Source organism: Streptomyces winkii, assembly GCF_032248595.1.
GTDB classification, from domain to species: domain Bacteria; phylum Actinomycetota; class Actinomycetes; order Streptomycetales; family Streptomycetaceae; genus Streptomyces; species Streptomyces winkii.
In genome coordinates this window covers 367,193-389,902 of record NZ_JASTTH010000009.1, presented here as the reverse complement: position 1 = coordinate 389,902, position 22,710 = coordinate 367,193, and the positions used below count along the sequence as shown (strand labels likewise).

The following is a 22,710-nucleotide window of genomic DNA, read 5'->3' as shown; positions in this document are numbered from 1 at the left end:
GGGCGGCACCGGCGCGGTGCGCGGAGGCACGGTGCGCCGGCGCCGCCGGCGGCGTCACACGTCGCGGCGGTTGAGCATCGCGTACGCGAGGGTCAGCGTGACCGCCGTCGCGATCGCGAGGATGCCCAGCAGCGGCCATCCCGTCGCGCTCTGATCCTCCGACATGGGGATGCGGTAGAGCGACGCGAGGCCGTTGAGGGGCGAGTACTCCATGAGCACCTCGCGCACCTTCGACAGCGTCTCGCCCACCATGAACAGGGCCAGCACGAGCGGCAGGAGCACCAGCCCGAGCATCGTCGTGATGGCCCCGGCCGAGTGCCGCAGCAGGGCGCCGACAGCCAGCGCCAGCAGGCCCAGCAGCGCGACGTACAGTCCGGCGCCGACCGTGGCGCCGAGCCACTGGCTGCTGCTCGCGACGACCTCGCCGTTCTCGACGGAGTCCTTGAGGGACTCCGCCTTCGCGGCGAAGGCGGGGACCTTCTGGCCGCTGAGCATCACGGAGTTGATGAGAGCGGTGACCGAGCAGGCCACCGTCGTCATGACGAACGCGAGCCCGAAGAAGATCAACGACTTCGCGACCAGCACGCGGCCGCGCTTGGGGCACGCGGTCATCGTGGTGCGGATCATGCCGGTGCCGTACTCGGAGGTGACGACGAGCACGCCCAGCGTGATGATGCAGATCTGCCCGAGCATGAGCCCGAAGAGCCCCGGTGCGAGCAGGGGCATCCCGACGAAGTCGGTGCCGCTGAGACCGAGTGCGGTGAGGAACCCGATGCCGACGACGAGGACGAACATGACGCCGAGCGTCCACACCGTCGAGCGGACCGAGCGGATCTTCGTCCACTCCGAGACGATCGCGTGGCCGAGGTGGGTGCGGGTGACGGGGATGGGCGAGGCGTAGCCGCCGCCCGGCGCGGGAGCGCCCGGCACGGGGCCCGCCTGGGTGCCGCCCTGGTGGGCCCCGTGCGGGGCTCCCGGGACTCCGTGCGGCGGCGGGGCCGTCGCGGTCGCCGTGGCGGCTGCGGCCTGGCCGCCCGCTTGCTGCGCGGGGCCGGGCGGCGGCTGGAACTCCCGGCCCTGGTACGGCTGTTGTCCGGGCTGCGGGGCCTGGTGCGGCGGCGCCTGGTGCGGGGGTTGCTGCTGGGGCTGGTGCTGTTGCTGGGGCGGCTGGTTCGGCGTGGTCATCGGCGGTCGTCCTCGCTGTCGTGCCGGGAAGCGTCGGAGGGGGCTGCGGGGCCGGCCGGCGCCGAGGGCGGCGCGGGCACCGGCGGCGGAGTGGCCTGCGGCTGTGGACCTGCCTGCGGCTGTGGGCCCGCTTGCGGCTGCTGAGCGGCCACGTGCGCGTACGGGTCCGGCGCACCGCCGTCCGCCCCCGGAAGCGGCCCGTAACCCGGCGCGCCGCCGTACGGGTTGCCCTGCTGCATCGGAGGCGCCGCACCCGGCGGAGGCCCCCAGCCGCCGCCCGGCGCGCCCTGCGGAGGCATCGCGCCCGGCATGCCGGGTCCCGCCGGTGCGCCCGGCCCCATCGGCACTCCGAGCTGCGCCGCCGCCAACTGCTGGGGCTGCTGCTGGTGTTGGAGGCCCGCGCGCTGGTCCCCCGTGGAGCGGTAGTCCACCGCGCCCTGCGTGAGCCGCATGTAGGCCTCCTCCAGGGACGCCTGATGCGGCGACAGCTCCCACAGCCGTACGTCCGCGTTGTGTGCCAACTCGCTGATCTGCGGAAGCGGCAGTCCGCTGATGCGCAGCGCCCCGTCGTCCTCCGGCTGCACCTGGCCCCCGGCCTCGTGCACGGCGGACGTCAGCTTCTCCTGCTGTCCGGGGTCGCCGTCCGGCGTACGTACGCGCGCGAAGCCGACGGAGTTCTGCGCGATGAACTCCTTCACCGAGGTGTCCGCCATCAGCTGGCCGCGCCCGATGACGATCAAGTGCTCGGCCGTCAGCGCCATCTCGCTCATGAGATGGGACGAGACGAAGACGGTCCGGCCCTCGCTCGCCAGCTGCTTCATCAGGTTGCGGACCCAGAGAATGCCCTCCGGGTCCAGGCCGTTGACCGGCTCGTCGAAGAGCAGCACCTGCGGGTCGCCGAGCAGCGCCGCGGCGATTCCGAGCCGCTGGCCCATGCCGAGAGAGAAGCCCTGCGAGCGCTTCTTGGCCACCTGCTGGAGCCCGACGACTCCCAGCACCTCGTCCACGCGGCGGGCCGGGATGCCCGACAGCTGCGCGAGGGACAGCAGATGATTCCGCGCGGAGCGCCCGCCGTGCACCGCCTTGGCGTCCAGCAGCGCTCCGACCTGGCGCGGCGCGTTGGGCAGGTTGCGGAACGCGTGCCCGCCGATGGTGACCTGACCCGCCGTCGGAGTGTCCAGGCCCAGGATCATCCGCATCGTCGTGGACTTGCCGGAGCCGTTGGGCCCCAGAAAGCCGGTGACCGTCCCCGGCCGCACCTGGAAGGACAGGTTGTAGACGGCCGTCTTGGCGCCGTAGCGCTTTGTCAGGCCGTACGCCTCTATCATCCGTTTGTCCCTGGACGAAGTTCGGGGCTGGCACGCCCCCGGACATGGCCTAGGAGGCTACAAGCCCCGGGTTCGGTTCCATCCATTGGCTGCTACAACGGCCCACGGGCCCCGTTTCGCGGGCGGGCGTGACGTGGACGCCAGGCGTGAACGTCCCAGCGTGCGTGGCACGCAGGGGTTCGTCGGCCGGTGGTCGCCCGCAACTGCACTGTGCCGGGCGGGTGTTTGCCGGCCTGCTGCCCGCCCGGCGAGGGCTACGCGTCGCGGCGCTTGAGGACGATCCAGCCCGCGATCAGCGCCGCCAGCGTCCAGGCGCCCATGATCGCGAGACCCTCGTACGGCCCGTACGGGCGGTTCAGCGACTCCGGGACCACGGCGGTGATCGTCTTGCCCGCCTGGTCCGGCAGATACTGCGCGTACTTCTTCGTGGCGCTGACCGTGCCGAGGATGTTCGAGATGAGGAAGAAGAAGGGCATCAGGATCGCGAACGCCAGCAGCGGACTGCGGAGTACGAAGCTCAGCCCCATCGAGAAGAGCGCGATGAGCGTCATGTAGACACCGCCGCCCACCACGGCGCGCAGCACGCCCTCGTCCTGGATGGAGACGCTGTGGTCGCCCAGCAGCGCCTGCCCGACGAAGAAGGCGAGGAAGCTGGTGGCCATGCCGACCACCAGCACGAGCGTTCCGGCCACGAGGATCTTGGACGCGAGGAAGACGGTGCGCTGCGGAACGGCGGCCAGCGAGCTGCGGACCATGCCCGTGCTGTACTCGCTGGAGACCACCAGCACGCCGAACGCGATCATCGCCAGCTGCCCGAGGCCGGAGCCCGAGAAACTCGTCTGGGTGGCGTCGAAGGTGAGCTGCTGCTGCTTGCCCAGCTTGTCGAACTGCGAGGCGGTGAAGGCGCAGATGAGGGCGGAGAGTCCGACCGTCACGACGAGAGCCGTGGCCAGCGTCCACAGGGTGGAGCGCACCGAGCGGATCTTGGTCCACTCCGAGTGGAGAACGCGCGTGGTGTGTGGCATGTCTACCGCCTCCTCCGCTGGGGGTTGGCCGCCTGGTCCGGCGGCGGTCCCTGTTGTTGCCCGGGCTGCCAACCCGGTTGCTGTCCGGCCTGCGGTCCCGGTTGTCCCTGTTGCTGTCCGGCCGGGCGTCCGGGTTGCCCCGGTTGCCCCGGTTGTCCCGGCTGGGACGGCTGGCCCGGGCGACCCTGCTGGCCCTGCTGAGCCTGCGGCTGTCCCGGTGGTCGCCCCGGCTGCCGCCCCGGCTGTCCCGGCGGCTGCGCCGCCTGATCGTGCGCGTGGTACTCGACGGACTCCGCCGTCAGCCGCATGAACGCCTCCTCCAACGAGGCCTTCTGCGGACTCAGTTCGTGCAGCACGACCTGGTACCAGGCCGCGAGTTCGCCGATGCGGGCGGGCTCGATGCCCTCGACCTGCATCGAGCCGTCCTTCTCGAAGACCGGCATGACGCCGACGCTGCCCAGCACGTCCCGCATCCGGTCTGGCTGCGGCGTGCGCACACGTACGTACGTCCGGGAGTTCTCTGCGATGAAGTCCGCCATCGACGTATCCGCGAGCAGCTTGCCGCGCCCGATGACCACCAGATGTTCCGCGGTCAGCGCCATCTCGCTCATGAGATGGGACGAGACGAAGACGGTGCGGCCCTCGGAGGCCAGGTGCTTCATCAGGTTGCGGATCCAGTGGATGCCCTCGGGGTCGAGGCCGTTGACCGGCTCGTCGAACATGAGGATCTTGGGGTCGCCGAGCAGCGCGGCGGCGATGCCCAGCCGCTGGCCCATGCCGAGTGAGAAGCCCTTCGGCCGCTTCTTCGCGACGTCGCTGAGCCCCACCAGGTCCAGCACCGTGTTGATCCGCTTCTTCGGGATGTTGTTGGACTGCGCCATGCACAGCAGGTGGTTGTAGGCGCTGCGTCCACCGTGCACCGCCTTGGCCTCCAGCAGCGCCCCGATGTGGTTGAGGGGGTCGCGGAGCTGGTCGTAGCGCTTGCCGTCGATGCGTACGTCCCCGCTGGTGGGACTGTCCAGGCCGAGCATCATCCGCATCGTCGTTGACTTGCCCGCTCCGTTGGGGCCGAGGAAGCCGGTGACGATGCCGGGCCGCACGCTGAAGGTGAGATGGTCGACGGCGGTCTTGTCCCCGTATCGCTTGGTCAGGCCGCGGAGCTCAATCATGGACCGACGCTATGCGGGCGCACGCCCCGATGCCAGTGGATGTGCGTCGTGACTCACATGTGTGCGCAAGGCACCGCGCCCGGTTCCCGATGAGTCCACGCGTTTCGGACACACCTGATCCGCCGGTACGGCCCGCGCCTGCGCCCCGTCCAGCGCCGCTCCCGGACACACGACGGGCCCGGCACCAGGTGTGCCGGGCCCGTACCGTACGCGCTGAGGTGCGCGGCGCCTCTCCGGCGCCGGCGCGTCAGCGGGACTGCTGTGCGGGGACGCTGCGCGCCGCCGACTCCTCGTCGGCCACGGCCTCCCCTTCCTCGCCGCCCTGGCCCGCGGCGGCGACCGCGGCACCCGTGAGGGTCGCCAGCATCTCGCGCACGTTCGTCAGCTGCGCGTTGATGCTGTCGCGGCGGTTGGTGAGGGCCGCCAGCTCGCGCTCCGACTCGCTGCGGACGCGGTCCGCCTTGGCGTTGGCGTCGGCCACGATGTCCTCGGCCTGGCGCTGAGCCGTCTCCACCGTCTGACGGGCGCGGCGCTCCGCGTCCGTGCGCAGCTTCTCGGCCTCCAGCCGCAGCTGCTCCGCGCGGTGCTCGATCTCCGCGAGGCGCTTCTCCGCCTTCGCCTGACGGGAGGCGAGGTCACGCTCGGACTGCTCGCGGCGCTTGGCGAGGTTCGTCTCGAAGTCCGCGGCGGCCTGGGCGGCCTTGGCACGGGTGTCCTCGAAGAGGGAGTCCGCCTCCTCGCGCTTGGACTGGGCGTCCTTCTCCGCCTCCGTGCGCAGGACGGTGGCCTCTTCCTTGGCCTTCTCGACGATGCTCGCGCCCTCGTCCTCGGCCTTGGCCTTGCGCTCGGCGGCGAACGCCTCCGCGTCGTTACGCACCTGCTGCGCGGCGCCCTCCGCGAGCTCGCGGTGCTGCTCCGCGGCCCGGCGGGCCTCGTCGCGCAGGTCCTTGGCCTCCTCCTCGGCGAGGCGGAGGATCTTCTCGACCCGCGCGCCGAGCCCCGCGTAGGACGGCTCGGCGTCGTTGACCTGGGCCTGGGCATTCTGCGTCTCGAGGTGAAGCTCCTCGATCCGCTTTTCCAGCGAGGTGATGCGGGACAGTGCGCTGTCACGGTCGGCGACGAGCTTCGTGATGCGGTCGTCCACCTGCCCGCGGTCGTAGCCACGCCGCACGAGCTCGAAGCCGAAGGGGGAGGAAGTGTCGCTCATGGGGTTCCTGTCGAGTCAGACGGGTTATCAGACGGGGAGTGATAGGGGAATCCTAGGGGCCAAGACGGCGTGTCATCGAGCCATTGCGGGTTTGATCTGGAGAATGTGCGCTCGTTCGAGTGGCTAACTTCCGGACTCCTTGCCAGCGGACCGAGTCGTACCTGCACCAACTCCCGCAGTCACGCCATTGGTTGACCCGGTGTCGGTGCCGCCCTTCTTACCGCCTCCGCTCTCGGCGCCGCTCCCGGACCCGGGAGTCTCGAAGGATTCCAGTGCTTCCAGTACATCCTGCACGCGTGAGATCTCGGCGTTGATGTCCTCCTGGCGGCGCTCCAGCACCTCCAGTTCGCGCTGCCCGGCCTCGACGGTCGCCTCCGCCTCGGCCCTGGCCTCGTCACGGATCTGCTCGGCCTCACGCACGAGTTCGACCTTGCGCTGCTCTGCGTCCTTGAGCAGGCCTTCGGCCTTCTTGACCGCCGAGACGCGGACGTTGCCCGCCTCGTTGTCGGCCTCCCGCACGAGACGTGCGGCTTTCTCCTCGGCGTCACGCAGCTGCTCCTGCGCCGCCTTCACGAGCTTGTCGCAGCGCTCTCCGGCGGCCTGCATGGCCTCGGAGGACTCCCTGCGCGCCCGCTCGTGCAGCTTCTCGATCTCCCGCTCCACGCGCACGCGTTGCTCCTGCGTGCGCTCCCTGATGGCGGCGGCGTCGCTGCGGGCCTCCTCCAGCATGGTGTTGGAGTCGTTGCGGGCCTTCTCCACCACCTGCCGGCTGTCCTCGCGGGCCTCGGTCACCAGCCGGTCCGACTCCCGGCGGGCCGCGCCCACCATGCTGTCGGCCTGCTCCTCGGCGGCGGTCTGGGTGCGGCGGGCCTCCTCGCGGGCCTCCGCGAGCAGCCGGTCGGCCTGCTCGGCGGCGTCGTTGCGCCGGCGTGCGGCCTCCTCGCGGGCCTCGTCGAGGATGCGCTCGGACTCCGCACGAGTGCGCTCCGCCTCGTCCAGCGCCTCCGAAACCGTCGTCTCCGCCATGGACTTGGCGGCCTCGGACTCCTCCTGGGCCTCCTGGCGCAGCTCCGCCGCCGCCTTCTCGGCAGCGGACCTCCGGCGCGCGATCTCCTCCTCGGCGCGCTCGTGGAGCCCGGTCACCGAGTCGCGCACCTGCTGGGCGGTCTCCTCCGCGGCGCTGACCATGTCGGCCGCGCGGCGCTCCGCCTCCTCCACGAGCCGGGCCGCCTCGCTCTGCGCGTCCTCGACCCGCTGACGGGCGGTGGCCAGGAGCTCGTCGCTCTGCCGGCGTGCGTCCGTACGCTCCCGGTGCGCCTCCTCGCGGGCGCCGGAGAGCAGCTCCTCCGCCTCGCGGCGCCGCCGGTCGGCCTCCTCGCGGGCGGCTTCGAGCGCCTCGGCGGCCTCCGCGTTCGTACGCTCGGCCGCGGCGTTGGCCTCCGACCTGATCCGGTCCGCGGTGTCCTGGGCCTCGTTGCGCAGCCGCTCCGCCTCCGACGCCGCGTCGCTGCGCAGCTGCACGGCGAGGGCCTCGCCCTCGGCGCGGGCCTGGGAGGCGTCCGAGTGCGCCTCGCTGCGGAGCCTTTCGGCCTCCTCCTCGGCCTGCTGCTGGAGGGTCCGCAGCCGCTCCGCGGACTCGGCGCGCAGCCGCTCGGTCTCGCTGCGGGCCTCCTCGCGCAGCCGCTCCGACTCGCTGTGCGCCTCGCGGAGTTCGCGCTCGGCCTCCGAGAGCTTCGCCTGGGCGTCGTTGTGCAGCCGCTCCAGCTCGGCGGCGGCCTCCGCCTTGCGGTCCTTCGCGGCCTGCTCGGCCTCCTCGCGGATGCGCCTGCCGGCCTCGTCGGCGTCCGCGCGCGTCTGGCCCGCCTGCTGCTCGGCGGTCGAACGCAGCTCCTCGGCCTCGGAGTTGGCGCGCTCCAGCGTCTCCTCGGCCTGCCGGCGCAGCGTCGTGGCGCGCTCGATGGCCTCGGTCCGTACGCGCTCGCTCTCGGTGGCGGCCTCGGTGCGGGTGTCCTCGGCGTCCGCGTTCGCCTTGACGAGGAGCTCCTCGGCGCGGGTGGCCGCCTCCTCGATCTGCTGGACGGCGTCGCGGCGCGCCTCGCTCCGGATGCGCTCGCCCTCCTCGACCGCCTCCGCGCGCAGGTGCTCGGCCTCTCCGCGCAGCCGCCGGGCCTCCTCCTGGAACTCGACGGCCTTCTCGCGGTACTCCTTCGTGTCGTCCTTGGCGGCGCCTTCGAGCTCCTCGACCAGCTGCTGGGCCTCGGCACGGAGACGCTCGGCCTCCTCCTCGGCCTCGCGGCGGATGCGCTCGGCCTCCTCGCCGGCCTTGCGCGTGGTGGCCCTGGCCTCCGCGGAGGCCTTGTCGAGCGCGTCCTCGGCAGTACGGGCCGCCTCGGCGAGCTGGTTCGCGGACTCCTCGGCGGAGCGGGAGCGCGCCTCGGCCTTGGCCTCCTCGATCAGCTGCTCGGCCTCGGCCTTCGCCTCCTCGCGCAGCTGCTGGGCCTCCGCCTTGATGGCGTCGGACTCCTTGGTGGCCTCGCCGACCATGCGGGCCACTTCGTTCTTGGCGGTGCGCAGCCGCTGTTCGTTGTCCGACTCGGCGTCGGCGAGCAGCTTCTCGGCGGCCTCGGTGGCCTTCGCCAGCTTCTGCTCGGCCTCGCTGCGGGCCTCGCGCAGCGCGGCCTCGGCCTCCTGCATCCGCTCGCCGGCCCTGCGTACCAGGTCGGCGGCCTCGCGCCGCGAGGACTCGGACTCGGAAGTGGAGGAGGTGCGCAGCTGCTCCGCGTGCTCGGTGGCCTCCTGCGCCTGCGTGGAAGCGGAGTTGAGCATCCGCTCCGCCTCGGCGCGGGCCCGGCGCAGGATCGCGTCGGCCTCCGAACGGGCCTTCTCGGCCTCGGCGTTGATCCTGTTGCGGGTGTCGTCGGCGTGCCGCTCGGCTTCTTCGCGCGCCTGCTGGAGGGAGCGCTCGGACTCGGCGCGCGTCTCCTCCATGAGGCGCTGCGCCTGCTGTTCCGTACGGGCGCGCAGCTGCTCGGCCCAGGCGACGTTCTCGTTGACGTGGGACTCGACGGTGGAGCGGCGCTCCGAGAGCTCCTGGTCGAGCTGCTGGCGTCGGCGGACGGCCTCGGCGTGCAGCTCCGACTCCAGCCGCGACTGCTGCTCGGCCCGCTCCTGGAGGAGCCGCTGCGTCTCCATGCGGGCGTCGCGCAGCTCGCGCTCGGCGTCGGCCCGCATCTGGTCGGCCTGGAGCTGGGCGTTGCGCAGCAGGGACTCTGCCTGCTGGGACAGGTTGTCGTAACTGGCCGGGCGCGTGGCGAGGGCGCGGCGCGCCTCGTGCAGCTTGGCGCGCAGCACTTCGACCTGATAGCCGAGGTCGTCGGCGTGGTCGACGGCCTTCTCACGGTCCTTCTTCAGCCGCTCCATCTCGGCCTCGAACTGCGAGAGCTGGTCGTCAGCCTCGTAGCGGTCGTAGCCCCGCACTGCGCGGTCCCATCCGTCCCCTGGTCGTGGTGGTGAACTGACCCCCGGTGATGGTGTCAGATCCTCGGCAGAACTCCGGGCCGGACCCCCAGCCCGGACCCTCCTCGGGATGGTGCGGAGGCCCGCCCCGGCCGAGTGGCCACTCTACCGGGCCGAGAAGCAGCCGTCAGTGGCTCGCTGTTGCCGATGATTCCCCAGAGGTGTGCGAGGAGGCCGCGGTGACCAACTCGGTGAGGACTCCGTGGCAGTCCTTGGGGTGGAGGAAGGTGATCCGCGAGTCCATCGAGCCCCTGCGGGGCTCGTCGTAGAGGACCCGTACGCCGCGACCGCGGATCTCCTCGGAGTCGGCGTCCACGTCGCCGGTTCCGAAGGCGATGTGATGGACCCCCTCACCGTGCCTGGCCAGCCACTTCGCCACCGTGGAGTCCTCGTCCACCGGTTCCAGCAGCTGGATGTAGGAGGCGCCGCCGTCGTCCGTGCCGTTGATGCGGAGCATGGCCTCGCGGACCCCCTGCTCCTCGTTGACCTCGGTGTGGAAGACCTCGAAGCCGTACGTGGCACGGTAGAAGTCGACGGTCTTGTCCAGGTCGAAACAGGCGATCCCGATGTGGTCGATACGCGTCAGCATTGCCCCAGTGCAGCGTCTTGACGCTCGGTTACGCAACGTGCGCACGGTCACACCCTCCGACCGGTGACCCGGACCGTACTGCTCAGTACATTGGCGGGCAGTCCCCTTAACCCTCGTTAACTCCCCCTGAGCCGCAGGGCCGGGGGTGCCGCATCCACCCTTGAGCCCCGTGGCCCGGGGGACCCTCAGGAAGGGATCTGAACCTGATGACTGGTACGTCAGCTCGCACAGCTGCCGGCAGCCCCTCGGTGATCGTCTCCGGCGCCCGTACGCCCATGGGACGGCTGCTCGGCTCGCTCAAGTCCTTCTCCGGGGCGGACCTCGGCGGCTTCGCGATCAAGGCGGCGCTCGAGCGGGCCGGGATCGGGGGCGACCAGGTCGAGTACGTGATCATGGGGCAGGTGCTCCAGGCCGGCGCCGGCCAGATCCCCGCGCGCCAGGCGGCCGTCAAGGCGGGCATCCCGATGAACGTGCCGGCCCTGACAGTCAACAAGGTCTGCCTCTCCGGGCTGGACGCGATCGCGCTCGCCGACCAGCTGGTGCGCGCGGGCGAGTTCGACATCGTCGTCGCCGGCGGGCAGGAGTCGATGACGAACGCTCCGCACCTGCTGCCCAAGTCCCGCGAGGGATACAAGTACGGGGCCGTCGAAATGCTCGACGCGATGGCCTACGACGGGCTGACCGACTCCTTCGAGAACATCGCGATGGGCGCCTCGACGGAGAAGCACAACACCAGGCTGGGCATCGCGCGTCCCGAGCAGGACGAGGTCGCCGCACGCTCGCACCAGCGGGCCGCCGCGGCGCAGAAGAACGGGCTCTTCGAGGCGGAGATCACGCCGGTCGAGATCCCGCAGCGCAAGGGCGACCCCGTCGTCTTCAGCCAGGACGAGGGCATCCGCGGCGAGACCACAGCCGAGTCGCTGGGCAAGCTCAAGCCCGCGTTCTCCAAGGACGGGACGATCACGGCCGGTTCGGCCTCCCAGATCTCCGACGGTGCGGCGGCCGTCGTCGTGATGAGCCGGGCCAAGGCCGAGGAACTCGGCGTCGAGTGGCTCGCCGAGATCGGTGCGCACGGCAACGTCGCCGGCCCGGACAACTCCCTCCAGTCGCAGCCCTCCAACGCCATCGAGCACGCGCTGGCCAAGGACGGCACGGGCCTGAAGGCCGCGGACCTCGACCTCATCGAGATCAACGAGGCGTTCGCCGCCGTCGCCGTGCAGTCAACGAAGGATCTGGGCGTCGGCCACGAAAAGGTGAACGTCAACGGCGGCGCCATCGCCCTCGGGCACCCGATCGGGATGTCCGGTGCGCGTATCGTCCTCCACCTCGCCCTGGAGCTGCGGCGCAGGGGCGGCGGCACCGGCGCGGCCGCGCTCTGCGGCGGCGGCGGGCAGGGCGACGCGCTGCTGCTGCGGGTTCCGGGGAACGCGGGCAGGTAAGCGCCGCCCGTACGAGACGGGTTCGCCGGTCCCGGCGGAGGTTCGGGACCGGAGAGCAGGGGCCGCCGGCCGGGACGCCGTTCCCGCGGCGGCGGTCGTGGAGCGGCGAAGGACCGAGGACAGGGGAGCGCAGCAGGCATGGCGGTGGACGTCTCCGAGCTGGTCGAGCAGGCGAGGGAGGGCAGGCCGCGGGCCGTCGCCCGGCTCATCTCTCTCGTGGAGGGGGCGTCGCCGCAGCTGCGCGAGGTGATGGCGGCGCTCGCACCGCGCTGCGGCAACGCGTACGTGGTCGGTCTGACCGGTTCGCCGGGGGTCGGCAAGTCGACCTCCACCTCGGCGCTCGTCACGGCGTACCGGCGCGCGGGCAAGCGCGTCGGAATCCTCGCCGTCGACCCGTCCTCGCCCTTCTCCGGCGGTGCGCTGCTGGGCGACCGGGTGCGGATGGGCGAACACGCCTCCGATCCCGGCGTCTACATCCGCTCCATGGCCACGCGCGGCCACCTCGGAGGGCTGGCGTGGGCCGCGCCGCAGGCGATCCGCGTGCTGGACGCGGCGGGATGCGACGTGGTGCTCGTCGAGACCGTCGGGGTGGGCCAGAGCGAGGTCGAGATCGCCGCGCAGGCCGATACGAGCGTGGTGCTGCTCGCCCCGGGGATGGGTGACGGGATCCAGGCCGCGAAGGCGGGAATCCTCGAGATCGGGGACGTGTACGTCGTCAACAAGGCCGACCGGGACGGGGCCGACGCGACCGTCCGCGAGCTCAACCACATGCTCGGGCTCGGCGAGGCGCGGGCACCGGGGGACTGGCGTCCGCCGATCGTCAAGACCGTCGCGGCGCGGAGCGAGGGCGTCGAAGAGGTCGTCGAGGCGCTGGAGAAGCACCGCGCGTGGATGGAGGAGCACGGGGTGCTCGCGGAGCGGCGAGCGCGGCGCGCGGCCCGCGAGATCGAGACCATCGCGGTGACGGCGCTGCGGGAACGTATGGGCGAACTGCGCGGCGGCAAGCGGCTGGACGCGCTGGCGGAGAAGGTCGTCGGGGGTTCCCTGGATCCGTACGCGGCGGCGGACGAACTGGTCGCGGGCGTGACGGAGCAGTAGGCGCCCCGCGCGCTCTCGCGCGGAGCGTGTGAACGCCGAGGACGGCGGGACCGGAGACCGGTTCCGCCGCCCTCGATGGTGCGCGCTCAGCGCGCAGCGGAGGATCAGTCGTCGTCGCGGCCGTCGTCGTCACCGTGGCGGTCGCCGCCCCGGTCGTCGTCCCGGCCGTCGTCATCGGCGTCGTCCTTGCCCCGGTCGTCGCCGTCGTCGTCCGAGGCGGACGCCGACACCTTGCCGGAGGACGCGTCGACCGAGAACTCCGCCTCCTTGCCGTTCTTGTCCGTCGTCTCGACCTCCCACACGGCGCCGTCGAATTCGACCGCCGTCACGGTGCCGCGCGCGGCTGCCTTGTCGGCCACCTCCGCCGCCGAGAGTCCTGAACGGGGGACGTCCTCGTCCTCCGGTTCCGTCTTGTCGCCGAGCACCTTGTTCGTGCCGGCGTCGAGCCTGACCTCGTGCGAGGTGCTGCCCTCGGTGAGGTCGACCTCCCACACGGCGGCCTGCTTGCCGCCGGACAGGTCGATGCTGGTGACGGTGCCGGGAGCCGCCTTCTGGGCCGCCGCCGCGGCCTCGGCGGCAGTCGTCCCGGCGTCGGCGGCCTCGCGGGCGTCGTCCCCGCGGTCGTTCTCCCGGCTGTCGTCGTTCCGGCCGTCGTCGTCGCGGCTGCCGTCGTCACCGCGGCTGTCGTCGTCCTGCACCGAGGACTGCCGGGCCTGGCCGTCCTCGTCCGCGAAGGCGACGGCTCCGCCTCCGCCGAGCAGGGCTGCGGCGGTGACCGTGGCGATGACGAGCTTGCGCTTCATGGTTCCTCCCGAGTGGTTGCCGTATCTCTCTCAGTGCGGTCCACCGTGGCGGGAGGATGCTGAAGGCAGCCTGAAGCCACCTGAAGATCACTTCAGGTGGGATGCGGGAGAGTGGTCCCATGCGCCTGCTGATCGTGGAGGACGAACGACGGCTCGCCCTCTCGCTCGCCCGTGGGCTGAGCGCCGAGGGATTCGCCGTCGACGTCGTCCACGACGGCAAGGAGGGCCTGCACCGGGCTAGCGAGGGCGCGTACGACCTGATCGTGCTCGACATCATGCTGCCCGGCATGAACGGCTACCGCGTGTGCGGCGCCCTGCGCGCCTCCGGCGACGAGACGCCCGTGCTGATGCTGACCGCGAAGGACGGCGAGTACGACGAGGCCGAGGGGCTGGACACCGGTGCCGACGACTATCTGACCAAGCCGTTCTCGTACGTCGTGCTGCTCGCCAGGGTCCGGGCCCTGCTGCGGCGGCGTACGCGCGGCGCCCGCACCGTGCTGCGGCTGGGCGCCCTCTGCGTGGATCCGGGGACCCGCCGGGTGAACGTGGGCGAGCGTGACGTCGAGGTGACGGCGAAGGAGTTCGCGGTGCTGGAGCACCTGGCGGTGCGGGCCGGCGACGTCGTCTCCAAGGCCGAAATCCTCGAACACGTCTGGGACTTCGCATACGAGGGCGACGTCAACATCGTCGAGGTGTACGTCAGCGCGCTGCGCCGCAAGCTCGGTTCGGGGTGGATCGCCACCGTGCGGGGCGCCGGATACAGGCTGGTGGACGCCGGTGCGTAGGGGGTCGGTGCGGGCGCGCGCCGCGGTGGGAGCGGCTCTCGTGGTGGCCGTCGCGCTGGTGGCCGCGGGGATCGCGGTGGTGGCGGTGCTGCGGGACGGCCTGGCCGGCAACGCACGGCTACAGGCCGAGTCTTCGGCCCGCGGCCTCGCGGCGGAGGTCTCCGACGTGGACTCCCGCGGCGTACGCGCGCTGGACGGGCTCGACGCCGACGAGGACGAGCCCGCGCAGGTCGTCGGCCCGCGCGGCGAGGTGCTCGGCGCGGGCGGGATCCTGCGCGGAAAGGGACCGGTCGCCGACTTCAACCGCGTGGAGGAGGACCGGGACGACTCCGGGGGCGGGGCGGGCGACGATCCCGGTGAAACGGACGAGGACGGCGACGCGGGCGGCGAGGACGGGGGAGGCGACGAGGGCTCCGGGGACGACGGCTCGGGCCGGGGCAGCGGCGACGACGACTCCGATGACGACGGCGGACCCACCGCCGCCCCGCGGGACACCGGGAACACGGCCGAGGACGGATCCAACGCCGAGATCGACCGGGACAGCGAGTCGAAGACCGTCACGCTGGGCGGGCAGGACTTCACGGTCGTCGGCGTCCAGAGCAAGACCCGCGACGGCACCCCGGTCACGGTCTACGCGGGAGCGTCGCTCAAGGACCAGCAGGAGGCCGTCTCGTCCGTCACGCAGGCCATGCTCATCGGCCTGCCCGCGCTGCTGCTCGTCGTCGCCGGCGTGACGTGGCTGGTGACCCGGCGTGCGCTGCTCCCGGTGGAGAGCATCCGCAGCGAGATGGCCGGAATCATGGCCAGCGCCGATCTGTCGCGGCGCGTGCCCGAGCCGGACGCACGCGACGAGGTGGCCCGCCTGGCCCGTACGACGAACGACACCCTGGCCGCGCTGGAGTCCTCCGTCGAACGTCAGCGGCGCTTCGTCGCCGACGTCTCGCACGAGCTGCGCAGCCCCATCGCCTCCCTGCGCACCCAGCTGGAGGTCGGCGCCGCGCACCCCGATCTGCTGGACGTGGAGGGCGCGGTCCAGGACACCGTGCGGCTCCAGCAGCTCGCCACGGACCTGCTGCTGCTCGCCCGCCTGGACGCCGGTGAGCGGCCCGGCGAGGCCCGCGTGGCGCTGGGCGCGCTCGTACGGGAGGAGCTGGCCCAGCCGCAGCGGGGTCCGCACCCCGTACGTCTCGGGGAGATGGCGGACGGCGAAGTGACCGGGTCCCGGGCGCAGTTGGCCCGGGTGGTGATCAATCTGCTCCAGAACGCGCAGCGGCACGCGGACTCGGAGGTCGGAGTGTCCGTGCGGGAGATCCGGGAGGCGGACGGCCGCTGGGTCGAGCTGGAGGTCGACGACGACGGGCCCGGCGTGCCGGAGGCCGAGCGGGAGCGGATCTTCGAGCGTTTCGTACGGCTCGACGACGCCCGCAGCCGCGACGAGGGCGGTGCGGGGCTCGGCCTGGCCATCGCCCGGGACGTGGCGACGCGGCACGGCGGGACCTTGACGGTCGGGGGCGGCTCCCGCTTCGTCCTGCGGCTGCCCGCGGCGCGGGGCCGCGGACGGCCGGGTCAGCAGGAGGAAGAGGAAGCGGCGGAGAAGCGGACGCAGAAGCCGCGCGGGGAGCCGGACTCGGACGAGCCGGGCTCAGGCGGATAGAACCGGGGCCGGAGAAGCGGAATCGGGGTTGCGGAGCTGGGAGAGATATGGGAGAGGGGAGAACCGCGGGAGCGCGGAGGACCGGACGGGCGCGGTGGCAGGTCCGGTGCCGCCGGACACGGCGCTAGAAGCGGCCGCGTTCGGCGCGGAGCTTCTCGGCCACCGGCAGAAGCGTCTCGTGCAGGTGGTCGAGGTCCTCGGGCGACATGCGGTCGATGAAGTGGCGGCGCACCGAGTCGACATGGTGGGGCGCGACGCCGCGCATCGTCTCCCAGCCCTCCTCGGTCAGCACGGCGAAGAGCCCGCGCTTGTCGGACTCGCAGTTCTCCCGGCGGACCAGGCCCGCCTTCTCCATGCGCGTGATCTGGTGCGAGAGACGGCTCTTGGACTGGAGCGTCGAGGCCGCGAGGTCGCTCATCCGCATCCGGTGTTCCCCGGACTCGGAGAGGTTGACCAGGATCTCGTAGTCGTTCATGGTCAGGCCGAACTGCTGGAGATCGCGCTCCAGCTGGTACATGAGCAGCCTGTTCACGTCCAGGTGGATGCGCCAAGCTCTCTGCTCGTCAGCGGTGAGCCAACGGGTGCCGTTGGTGCCGTTGTCGGTGTCCATGCTCGAGACTTTACATAGCGCCCGTACAGATGTGCCCCCGTCCCGCGCTCAGAGGCCGAACCTGCGCTGGAGGCTTCCGAGCTGGCCGGGGAGCTGCGGGCTCTGCTGGCCGCCGTGGTGTCCGCCCTGAGGCGCCCCGCTGCCGGGCACGCCCGGCTCGTGCGGCACGGCTCCGGTCGCCTGCTCCGCCATGAGCGTCTCGCTGGACTGGATGAGCACGGTGCCCGCGCCGACGAACTCGAATTGGTGCTCCTCGCCTGAGGCGCCGCCGATGCCCGTCATGGCGCGGATGCCGCCCAGCACGCCCTTGAGGTAGCCGTGGTCGTAGTGGTGGCACGGCGAGGGGCAGTCCGCCCAGCCGACCAGGGCCTGCGGGTCGACGCGCACGGGCGGCTCGACGAAGTGCACCGCGCCGTTGGACGCGGCCACGAACTTGCCGCTGCCGATGAGCGTCAGGAAGCCGGGGATGATCGACTGCTTGAGGGACAGCGTCGGCTCGAAGGCCAGGAGGTTCCCGGAGCGCACCGTGAGGTTGCCGTCCTCCAGGTCGTAGGAGTTGACGTCGAAGGCGCGGTCGGCGAGCAGCATCTTGCCGCTGCCCTCGGCGACGACCCAGTCCGCGGCGTGCAGCGGCGAGTGGAAGCTGGTGGCGACGAGGCGGTCGAGGTGGCCGTGGCCGACGCCGTTGAAGTCGATCTGCCCGTAGTAGGCGATCATCTTCCCCTTCTGAAGGAACCACTGGCCGTTGAGCTCCACGCAGAAGGTGTAGGAGTTGACGTTGTCGTTGGACGGAAGGCTCGTGACGTCCAGGATCTGCGGGGCGGTCACAGCTTCTCCTCACTTGCCTGTACGAACACGGCGCCGTTTCCCGACAGTTCGAGCTGGAAGGCCTCGCCCGAGCCGCGTCCCACCATGTCGCGCCAGCCGAGCGCGGTGGACAGCTTGTTCCGCACGTCGCCGTGGTGTGCCACGTACGCCTGCGGGTCGACGTGCACGGGCCGGTCGGGAGTTATCGGGAGCTGGATGATGCCTCCGTGCGCCATCACCGCGACCGCGCCCTTGCCCTTCAGCGTCGTGGTGAACAGGCCCTGGCCGGTGACCTGGCCGCGGACCATGCCCATCACGCCGCCGTCCGAGCCCAGGAAGAGCGTGCCCTGCTCCAGCGTCCCGTCGAAGGCGAGCAGCCGGTCGGCCTCGACGCACAGGGTGTCGCCGTCCAGTTCGATCACCTCGACGTGGTGGCCGCCGTGCCCGAACATCACCGTGCCGGCGCCCTCGACCGTCATCAGCGGTGTCGCCTCGTTGGCCACGCGCCGACCGATCATGGACATCACGCCGCCCTGGCCGCCCTGCATGTTGGGCGTGAAGCGCACCTCGCCCTTGTAGGCGATCATCGCGCCGCGCTGGCTGAACAGCCGCTGTCCGGGCTGGACTTGGGCCTCGATCATCTTGGCGTTGATCTCCCGGAACGGCATCACACCTCGCCCCCGATCGTGTTGCGCTCGCTGGGCTGCACGTAGACGAGTCCGTCGCCCTCGAAGCGGATCTGGAAGGACTCGCCGGACCCTTCCCCCATGAACGTGCGGAAGCTGACTCCGGACTGGAAGTGCTGCTGGAGGCTGCCCTGGTGCGCGATGTACGCGCCGGGGTCGACCTGGAGCGGCATCCCGGGTGCGACGCGCAGCACCACCGCCGGCCCGTCGGACATCAGCGCTGCCTGCCCGGTGCCCTCGACGGTGGTCGTGAAGAGGCCGTTGCCCTGCGAGGCGCCGCGCAGCCCGGTGAACGTCGTGCCCGTGCGCAGGCCCGCGTCCGTGCACAGCAGGTTGCTGGCCTCGACGTGCAGCGTCTCGCCGCCGAGCTGTACGAGGTTGATGTCGCTGGCGCGGTCGGCGAAGTAGCACGTGCCGTGCCCCTTCACCTCCATCACCGTCATCTGCTCGCCGGTCAGCCGCCGGGTCACCATTCCGCGCAGGCCCTCGCCGCCGCCTGACATCTTCTTGAACGCCATCTCGCCGTCGTAGGCGACCATGGAGCCGTTCTTCGCCTTTACGGCGTCGCCGCTCATCGAGACAGCGAGCACTTTCGCACTGTGAAGTCGGAACTGAGGCACACGGGAAACCTACCCTGGGCTGGGCGAGCCCGGGCAAGGCTGTCACAATGGGCAGCGCTTGTGCGTCACTTCACAAACGATCGAGGTTCTCCCGTGTCCATCCTGGAAACCCCGACCGGCCTGCCGCCGAAGTCGGTCTCTGCTCTGCGCCGCCTCCGCCTGGTCTCGACTCCCGAGGCGATCTCCTTCCTGGTGCTGCTGGGCTGCTCCGTACTGAAGCGGACCAGCGAGTTCAACGCGGTGCCCGTGATGGGCGCCGTACACGGCGTGCTCTTCCTCATGTACCTGCTCTTCTGGGCCGACGCGTGGAACCGCGTGCGCTGGCCGCTCGGCCGTGCCGCGCTGATCTTCGTGCTGGCCGTGCTGCCCACGGGCGGCTTCTTCGCGGACAGGGCGCTGCGCCGCGAGGAGGAGGCCGGCGTGATCGCCGCCCGGGCCCGCAAGGAGCAGGACGCCCGGCGCGTGAACGCGGAGCGGCAGTGATCGTCGCCTTCTCGGTGACACCGCTGGGCGTGGGCGAGGACGTCGGCGAGTACGTCGCGGACGCGGTGCGGATCGTCCGCGAATCGGGCCTGCCGAACCGCACCGACGCCATGTTCACGTCCCTGGAAGGCGATTGGGACGAGTGCATGGAGGTCGTGCGCCAGGCCGTCGCCGCCGTGGAGGCGCGGGCGCCCCGCGTCTCGCTCGTCCTCAAGGCCGACATCAGGCAGGGAGTGACGGACGGGCTCACCTCGAAGGTCGAGTCGGTGGAGCGGCAGCTGTCCGGTCCGGGCTGAGCCGAGAGGCCCAACCGCCCTGCACGGTCCGCCCGTCCGGTCAGGATCCGATGGCGCGGCGGGGGAGGTCCACCGCTCCGGCGAGCAGCGCGATGCCCAACGGCGTGCGCTCGTAGAGCACTTGGTGACGCACGCGGCGCGAGGTCAGCAGGCCCGCGTCCCTTAGCACCGACAGATGGGCCGACACCGAGGACGGCGCGAGCCCGAGCCGCGCGGCCAGCGAGGTCGTCGAGGCGGGGTCCTCCAACTCGCCCAGTACGGCCGCCCTGTTGGCGCCCAGAAGCCGCGCCAGAGCCCTCGCCGAGTCGGGCGTCGGCCGCTGCCACAGATTGCCGACACCGCGCGCGGGGTAGGCGAGGGCGGGCTGCCACGGCGACGCGAAGCCGCCGGCCACGTCGGGCCAGACGAACACGCTGGGCATGAGCAGCACTCCGCGCCCGCTCAGCTCCTGCACCGCCGGCACCCGGTTCTTGGTCCGTACGGACAGCGTCCCGTCGCTCCAGGACAGCCCCGGATGCAGATCCGCGAACAGCCGCTCCAGGCCCGCCTCGGCCAACTGCCGTGAGCGGTGGGCGATGTCGGCCTCCAGAAGGTCCCGCAGCCGGGGCCAGTCCGGGGCGAGCAGCGCCTGCCAGGCGCGTTCGGTCAGGTCCGCCAGCTCCTGGACGGCCCGTGCCGGGGCGTCGAGCATGGCCCTGCCGCGGGGGGACTCGACGGCGCCGGGCGTGGACTCGAGCGAACGGAGGATCTCGGTCCGGGCCAGCGCCGGATCGGTTCTGCGGACCTGTTCCAGCTCGTCGGCGATGGCGTCGGCCGGACCGCCGGGGGCGCCTCCGGGCCGCTTGGTCAGAGGGGAGGCCGAGGGCGGCGGCCCGAGGAAGTCCGGCGTGTACCCCGGTTCCGGCATCAGCAGCCACAGCGGCGCCAGGTCGAGATCAGCCGCCGCACTGTGGATTCTGCGCAGCCACGGCAGGTGGACGCTGTGCCGCTCCGTGCGTCGCAGCGTCCGCACCGCGACCTGGGTCTCGAACAGCGGAGACAGGGCGAAGCGGCAGCGCAGCAGATCGTCGGCGCCGAACCGCAGATGCAGTGGCATGGCCGTTCCCCCTCCCCCTCCCCGCTCCGGTACCGCTCGTCATCCCCGTCTCGCGGTCGTGATTCGCTCAGTGCCGAAAGACTAGAGAGCCCGCACCGGCGGCGACAGGCTTCCGTCATGACCTCTCAGCAGGGATACCGCGCGGTCTTCCGGGTGCGGGAGTTCCGGTTCGTCTTCGCCGCGCACGTGCTGTCGCTGCTGGGCGGTGTCGTCTCGCACGTCGCGCTGCCCGTGCTCGTGTACGCGCAGACCTCCTCGCCCCTGCTGTCCGCCCTCACCTTCGGCCTCGGCTTCCTGCCGCAGGCGCTGGGCGGCGCGCTGCTCTCGCCCGTCGCCGAGCGGTATGCGGGGCGGCCGGTGCTCGTCGGCTGCGACCTGGTCTGCGCCGCGAGCGTCGCGGCCACGGCGGTGCCGGGCATGCCGCCGGCCGCGCTGCTCGCGCTGCGCGCGGTGACGGCCTTCGTGCAGCCGCTGTTCGGGGGCGTACGGGCGGCCGGGCTCGGCGAGATCCTGGAGGGCGACTCCTTCGTGCTGGGGCGCTCGCTGATCAGGATCTCCGCGCAGGGAGCGCAGATAGCGGGGTTCGCGGCGACGGGCCTGCTCCTGCTGATACTGCCGCCGCGCGGCGCCCTGCTGCTCACGGTCGCCGGGTTCCTCGCCTCCGCCGTACTGCTGCGCCTCGGCACCGCGCTGCGTCCGCCGACGTCGGTGGAGCGGGTGCGCGGCGGCACCCGCGCCCTCTTCGCCGACCGGCGCGTACGGGCGCTGCTCGCCCTGAACTGGCTGCCGCCCGCCTTCGTCGTCGTACCGGAGGGGCTGGCCGCGCCGTACTCCGCGCAGATCGGCGCCGGGTCCGTCGGCGTGGGACTGCTGCTCGCGGCCATGCCGGTGGGCGGCGTCGCGGCCGAACTGGCGGCGGGCGCCCTGCTGAAGCCGGCCACCCGCGAGCGTCTCGTGCTGCCCCTCGCGAGCTGCATGCTGCTGCCGTTCCTGCTCTTCGCATGGCGCCCCGGCCTGGCGCTCGCGCTGCCGGTGCTGCTCGTCGCGGGCACGGGCATCGCGTACACGCTCGGCCTCGACCGCTGGTTCTTCGACGCCGTCCCCGAGGAGCTGCGCGCACGCGCCATGACGGTGATGACTGCGGGGCTCATGACCGTGCAGGGCATGGGGATGGCGGCCGGGGGCGTCGCCGCGGAGTTCATGCCGCCGCACTGGGCGATCGTGGCGGCCGGCGCCGCGGGCACCGTGTGCGTGCTCGCCGCCGTGGCCGCGGTGCGCGGAGCGCGGGCGGAGACCGCCGTGGGTGCGAGCGCCCGCGAGGGTGCCGGAGGCCCGGTCCCTGAGACGCCTATGGGCGGCAACTGAGCGCCCACTAGGGTTTACCGCGTGCCGAAGCCGCTCAGTCTCACGTTCGATCCCATCGCCCGCGCCGACGAGCTCTGGAAGCAGCGGTGGGGGTCCGTGCCGTCCATGGCCGCGATCACCTCGATCATGAGAGCGCAGCAGATCCTGCTGGCGAAGGTCGACGCCGTGGTCAAGCCGTACGGCCTGACCTTCGCCCGGTACGAGGCACTGGTGCTGCTCACCTTCTCGCGGGCTGGCGAGCTGCCGATGTCGAAGATCGGCGAGCGCCTCATGGTCCACCCGACGTCGGTCACCAACACCGTCGACCGGCTCCAGCGGGCGGGACTGGTCGACAAGCGCCCCAACCCGGACGACGGCCGCGGCACGCTCGCCTCCATCACCGGCAAGGGCCGCGAGGTGTGCGAGGCGGCCACGCGGGAGCTGATGGCGGTGGACTTCGGGATGAGCGCCTACGACGCGGAGGAGTGCGGCGAGATCTTCGCGATGCTGCGTCCGCTGCGCATCTCCGCCGAGGACTTCTCCGAGGAGTAGGACCGGGGCACCCGCCGTGCCCCGGCGGGGCGGGGGCGGCCGGAAGGCGTGCGGAACGGCCCGTTACGCTCGTGTCCATGAAGAAGTCCGTACTGACCCGGTACCGGGTGATGGCCTACGTCACCGCCGTGATGCTGCTGGTGCTGTGCACCTGCATGACGTTCAAGTACGGATTCCACATGGGCAAGGATCTGACCTTCGTGGTCTCCCAGATCCACGGCCTCCTCTACATGGTCTACCTGGTCGTCGCCTTCGACCTGGGCCAGAAGGCCCGCTGGCCGTTCGGCAAGCTGCTGTGGGTCCTGGTCTCCGGGACGATTCCGACCGCCGCCTTCTTCGTCGAGCGCAAGGTCGTGCGCGAGGTCGCGCCCCTGGTCGACGAGGGGCGGGCCGCCCCCGCCGAGGCGTAACAGGGGCC

General features: G+C 71.8%; 22 protein-coding genes. 9 read left to right on the top strand and 13 right to left on the bottom strand.

Annotated features, from left to right (window positions below):
- Positions 1-54 precede the first annotated feature (54 nt).
- From QQM67_RS27100 to mce, 7 genes are all read right to left on the bottom strand, one after another.
- Positions 55-1,185: an ABC transporter permease gene (locus QQM67_RS27100; RefSeq protein WP_314177388.1), complete on the bottom strand. Its 1,131-nt coding sequence runs from the start codon at positions 1,183-1,185 to the stop codon at positions 55-57.
- Positions 1,182-2,513 (bottom strand): ABC transporter ATP-binding protein, encoded by a 1,332-nt coding sequence (locus tag QQM67_RS27095; protein WP_314177386.1) that lies wholly within the window; start codon positions 2,511-2,513, stop codon positions 1,182-1,184. The genes QQM67_RS27100 and QQM67_RS27095 overlap by 4 nt, the downstream gene beginning before the upstream one ends.
- A 254-nt stretch (positions 2,514-2,767) precedes the next feature.
- A complete protein-coding gene (locus QQM67_RS27090; protein ID WP_314177384.1) occupies positions 2,768-3,538 on the bottom strand; it encodes an ABC transporter permease subunit in 771 nt (256 codons plus the stop codon).
- A 2-nt stretch (positions 3,539-3,540) separates the two neighbouring features.
- Entirely contained in the window at positions 3,541-4,707 is a 1,167-nt protein-coding gene (locus tag QQM67_RS27085) for an ABC transporter ATP-binding protein (protein WP_314177382.1), read from the bottom strand.
- Positions 4,708-4,954: 247 nt separating this feature from the next.
- Positions 4,955-5,914, bottom strand: coding sequence for a coiled-coil domain-containing protein (locus tag QQM67_RS27080; protein ID WP_314177380.1), 960 nt, complete (start codon positions 5,912-5,914; stop codon positions 4,955-4,957).
- A 123-nt stretch (positions 5,915-6,037) separates the two neighbouring features.
- Positions 6,038-9,391, bottom strand: a complete 3,354-nt coding sequence (scy, locus tag QQM67_RS27075; protein WP_314177378.1) for a polarized growth protein Scy — start codon at positions 9,389-9,391, stop codon at positions 6,038-6,040.
- A 166-nt stretch (positions 9,392-9,557) separates the two neighbouring features.
- Positions 9,558-10,019 carry a methylmalonyl-CoA epimerase gene (gene mce, locus QQM67_RS27070; RefSeq protein WP_314177376.1) on the bottom strand — a complete coding sequence of 154 codons (462 nt, stop codon included), beginning with the start codon at positions 10,017-10,019 and terminating at the stop codon, positions 9,558-9,560.
- Between the two features lie 248 nt (positions 10,020-10,267).
- On the opposite strand from mce, the gene QQM67_RS27065 reads away from it, so the two are divergent.
- Both QQM67_RS27065 and meaB read left to right on the top strand, forming a co-directional pair.
- Positions 10,268-11,458: an acetyl-CoA C-acetyltransferase gene (locus QQM67_RS27065; protein WP_314177512.1), complete on the top strand. Its 1,191-nt coding sequence runs from the start codon at positions 10,268-10,270 to the stop codon at positions 11,456-11,458.
- 138 nt (positions 11,459-11,596) lie between these two features.
- Entirely contained in the window at positions 11,597-12,556 is a 960-nt protein-coding gene (gene meaB, locus QQM67_RS27060) for a methylmalonyl Co-A mutase-associated GTPase MeaB (protein ID WP_314177373.1), read from the top strand.
- A 104-nt stretch (positions 12,557-12,660) separates the two neighbouring features.
- On the opposite strand, the gene QQM67_RS27055 is transcribed toward meaB, so the two are convergent.
- Positions 12,661-13,359 carry a PepSY domain-containing protein gene (locus QQM67_RS27055; RefSeq protein ID WP_314177371.1) on the bottom strand — a complete coding sequence of 233 codons (699 nt, stop codon included), beginning with the start codon at positions 13,357-13,359 and terminating at the stop codon, positions 12,661-12,663.
- Between the two features lie 119 nt (positions 13,360-13,478).
- On the opposite strand from QQM67_RS27055, the gene QQM67_RS27050 reads away from it, so the two are divergent.
- Together QQM67_RS27050 and QQM67_RS27045 are read left to right on the top strand one after the other, a co-directional pair.
- Entirely contained in the window at positions 13,479-14,144 is a 666-nt protein-coding gene (locus QQM67_RS27050; RefSeq protein WP_314177369.1) for a response regulator transcription factor, read from the top strand.
- A 166-nt stretch (positions 14,145-14,310) separates the two neighbouring features.
- The gene (locus QQM67_RS27045) at positions 14,311-15,798 is read left to right on the top strand and encodes an ATP-binding protein (RefSeq protein WP_449657456.1); all 1,488 of its coding nucleotides are present in this window, start codon (positions 14,311-14,313) and stop codon (positions 15,796-15,798) included.
- 124 nt (positions 15,799-15,922) lie between these two features.
- On the opposite strand, the gene QQM67_RS27040 is transcribed toward QQM67_RS27045, so the two are convergent.
- From QQM67_RS27040 to QQM67_RS27025, 4 genes are read right to left on the bottom strand one after another with little or no spacing between them, the layout of a single operon-like run.
- Complete coding sequence (locus QQM67_RS27040) at positions 15,923-16,408, bottom strand: MarR family winged helix-turn-helix transcriptional regulator (RefSeq protein WP_314177366.1); 486 nt, start codon at positions 16,406-16,408, stop codon at positions 15,923-15,925.
- A 48-nt stretch (positions 16,409-16,456) separates the two neighbouring features.
- Positions 16,457-17,236, bottom strand: coding sequence for an AIM24 family protein (locus tag QQM67_RS27035; protein WP_314177365.1), 780 nt, complete (start codon positions 17,234-17,236; stop codon positions 16,457-16,459).
- The gene (locus tag QQM67_RS27030; protein WP_314177364.1) at positions 17,233-17,883 is read right to left on the bottom strand and encodes an AIM24 family protein; all 651 of its coding nucleotides are present in this window, start codon (positions 17,881-17,883) and stop codon (positions 17,233-17,235) included. Before QQM67_RS27030 ends, QQM67_RS27035 begins: the two co-directional genes overlap by 4 nt.
- Complete coding sequence (locus QQM67_RS27025) at positions 17,883-18,521, bottom strand: AIM24 family protein (RefSeq protein WP_314177363.1); 639 nt, start codon at positions 18,519-18,521, stop codon at positions 17,883-17,885. Before QQM67_RS27025 ends, QQM67_RS27030 begins: the two co-directional genes overlap by 1 nt.
- Positions 18,522-18,614: 93 nt before the next feature.
- Here QQM67_RS27025 and QQM67_RS27020 point away from each other — a divergent pair, with 93 nt between their 5' ends.
- Both QQM67_RS27020 and QQM67_RS27015 read left to right on the top strand, forming a co-directional pair.
- Positions 18,615-19,004, top strand: a complete 390-nt coding sequence (locus QQM67_RS27020) for a DUF3817 domain-containing protein (RefSeq protein WP_399067696.1) — start codon at positions 18,615-18,617, stop codon at positions 19,002-19,004.
- The gene (locus QQM67_RS27015) at positions 19,001-19,300 is read left to right on the top strand and encodes an MTH1187 family thiamine-binding protein (protein WP_314177362.1); all 300 of its coding nucleotides are present in this window, start codon (positions 19,001-19,003) and stop codon (positions 19,298-19,300) included. Before QQM67_RS27020 ends, QQM67_RS27015 begins: the two co-directional genes overlap by 4 nt.
- Positions 19,301-19,340: 40 nt before the next feature.
- Here QQM67_RS27015 and QQM67_RS27010 read toward each other — a convergent pair whose 3' ends face one another.
- Complete coding sequence (locus QQM67_RS27010; protein ID WP_314177361.1) at positions 19,341-20,396, bottom strand: ArsR/SmtB family transcription factor; 1,056 nt, start codon at positions 20,394-20,396, stop codon at positions 19,341-19,343.
- A gap of 117 nt (positions 20,397-20,513) precedes the next feature.
- On the opposite strand from QQM67_RS27010, the gene QQM67_RS27005 reads away from it, so the two are divergent.
- The 3 genes from QQM67_RS27005 (at position 20,514) to QQM67_RS26995 (ending at position 22,702) form a co-directional block, all read left to right on the top strand.
- Positions 20,514-21,761 carry an MFS transporter gene (locus tag QQM67_RS27005; RefSeq protein ID WP_314177360.1) on the top strand — a complete coding sequence of 416 codons (1,248 nt, stop codon included), beginning with the start codon at positions 20,514-20,516 and terminating at the stop codon, positions 21,759-21,761.
- A gap of 21 nt (positions 21,762-21,782) precedes the next feature.
- A complete protein-coding gene (locus tag QQM67_RS27000; protein ID WP_314177359.1) occupies positions 21,783-22,292 on the top strand; it encodes a MarR family winged helix-turn-helix transcriptional regulator in 510 nt (169 codons plus the stop codon).
- Positions 22,293-22,369: 77 nt separating this feature from the next.
- On the top strand, positions 22,370-22,702 hold the full coding sequence (locus QQM67_RS26995) for a DUF3817 domain-containing protein (protein WP_314177357.1): 333 nt from the start codon (positions 22,370-22,372) through the stop codon (positions 22,700-22,702).
- The last annotated feature ends 8 nt before the right edge of the window (positions 22,703-22,710 follow it).

What these genes read in the sequence shown, in the direction of transcription:
- QQM67_RS27005 (WP_314177360.1), top strand. Translation starts at nt 20,514, where the DNA reads ATGACCTCTCAGCAGGGATACCGCGCGGTCTTCCGGGTGCGGGAGTTC.
- QQM67_RS27030 (WP_314177364.1), bottom strand. Translation starts at nt 17,883, where the DNA reads ATGCCGTTCCGGGAGATCAACGCCAAGATGATCGAGGCCCAAGTCCAG.
- QQM67_RS27085 (WP_314177382.1), bottom strand. Translation starts at nt 4,707, where the DNA reads ATGATTGAGCTCCGCGGCCTGACCAAGCGATACGGGGACAAGACCGCC.
- meaB (WP_314177373.1), top strand. Translation starts at nt 11,597, where the DNA reads ATGGCGGTGGACGTCTCCGAGCTGGTCGAGCAGGCGAGGGAGGGCAGG.
- QQM67_RS27080 (WP_314177380.1), bottom strand. Translation starts at nt 5,914, where the DNA reads ATGAGCGACACTTCCTCCCCCTTCGGCTTCGAGCTCGTGCGGCGTGGC.
- mce (WP_314177376.1), bottom strand. Translation starts at nt 10,019, where the DNA reads ATGCTGACGCGTATCGACCACATCGGGATCGCCTGTTTCGACCTGGAC.
- QQM67_RS26995 (WP_314177357.1), top strand. Translation starts at nt 22,370, where the DNA reads ATGAAGAAGTCCGTACTGACCCGGTACCGGGTGATGGCCTACGTCACC.
- QQM67_RS27050 (WP_314177369.1), top strand. Translation starts at nt 13,479, where the DNA reads ATGCGCCTGCTGATCGTGGAGGACGAACGACGGCTCGCCCTCTCGCTC.
- QQM67_RS27010 (WP_314177361.1), bottom strand. Translation starts at nt 20,396, where the DNA reads ATGCCACTGCATCTGCGGTTCGGCGCCGACGATCTGCTGCGCTGCCGC.
- QQM67_RS27100 (WP_314177388.1), bottom strand. Translation starts at nt 1,185, where the DNA reads ATGACCACGCCGAACCAGCCGCCCCAGCAACAGCACCAGCCCCAGCAG.
- QQM67_RS27040 (WP_314177366.1), bottom strand. Translation starts at nt 16,408, where the DNA reads ATGGACACCGACAACGGCACCAACGGCACCCGTTGGCTCACCGCTGAC.
- QQM67_RS27055 (WP_314177371.1), bottom strand. Translation starts at nt 13,359, where the DNA reads ATGAAGCGCAAGCTCGTCATCGCCACGGTCACCGCCGCAGCCCTGCTC.
- QQM67_RS27095 (WP_314177386.1), bottom strand. Translation starts at nt 2,513, where the DNA reads ATGATAGAGGCGTACGGCCTGACAAAGCGCTACGGCGCCAAGACGGCC.
- QQM67_RS27090 (WP_314177384.1), bottom strand. Translation starts at nt 3,538, where the DNA reads ATGCCACACACCACGCGCGTTCTCCACTCGGAGTGGACCAAGATCCGC.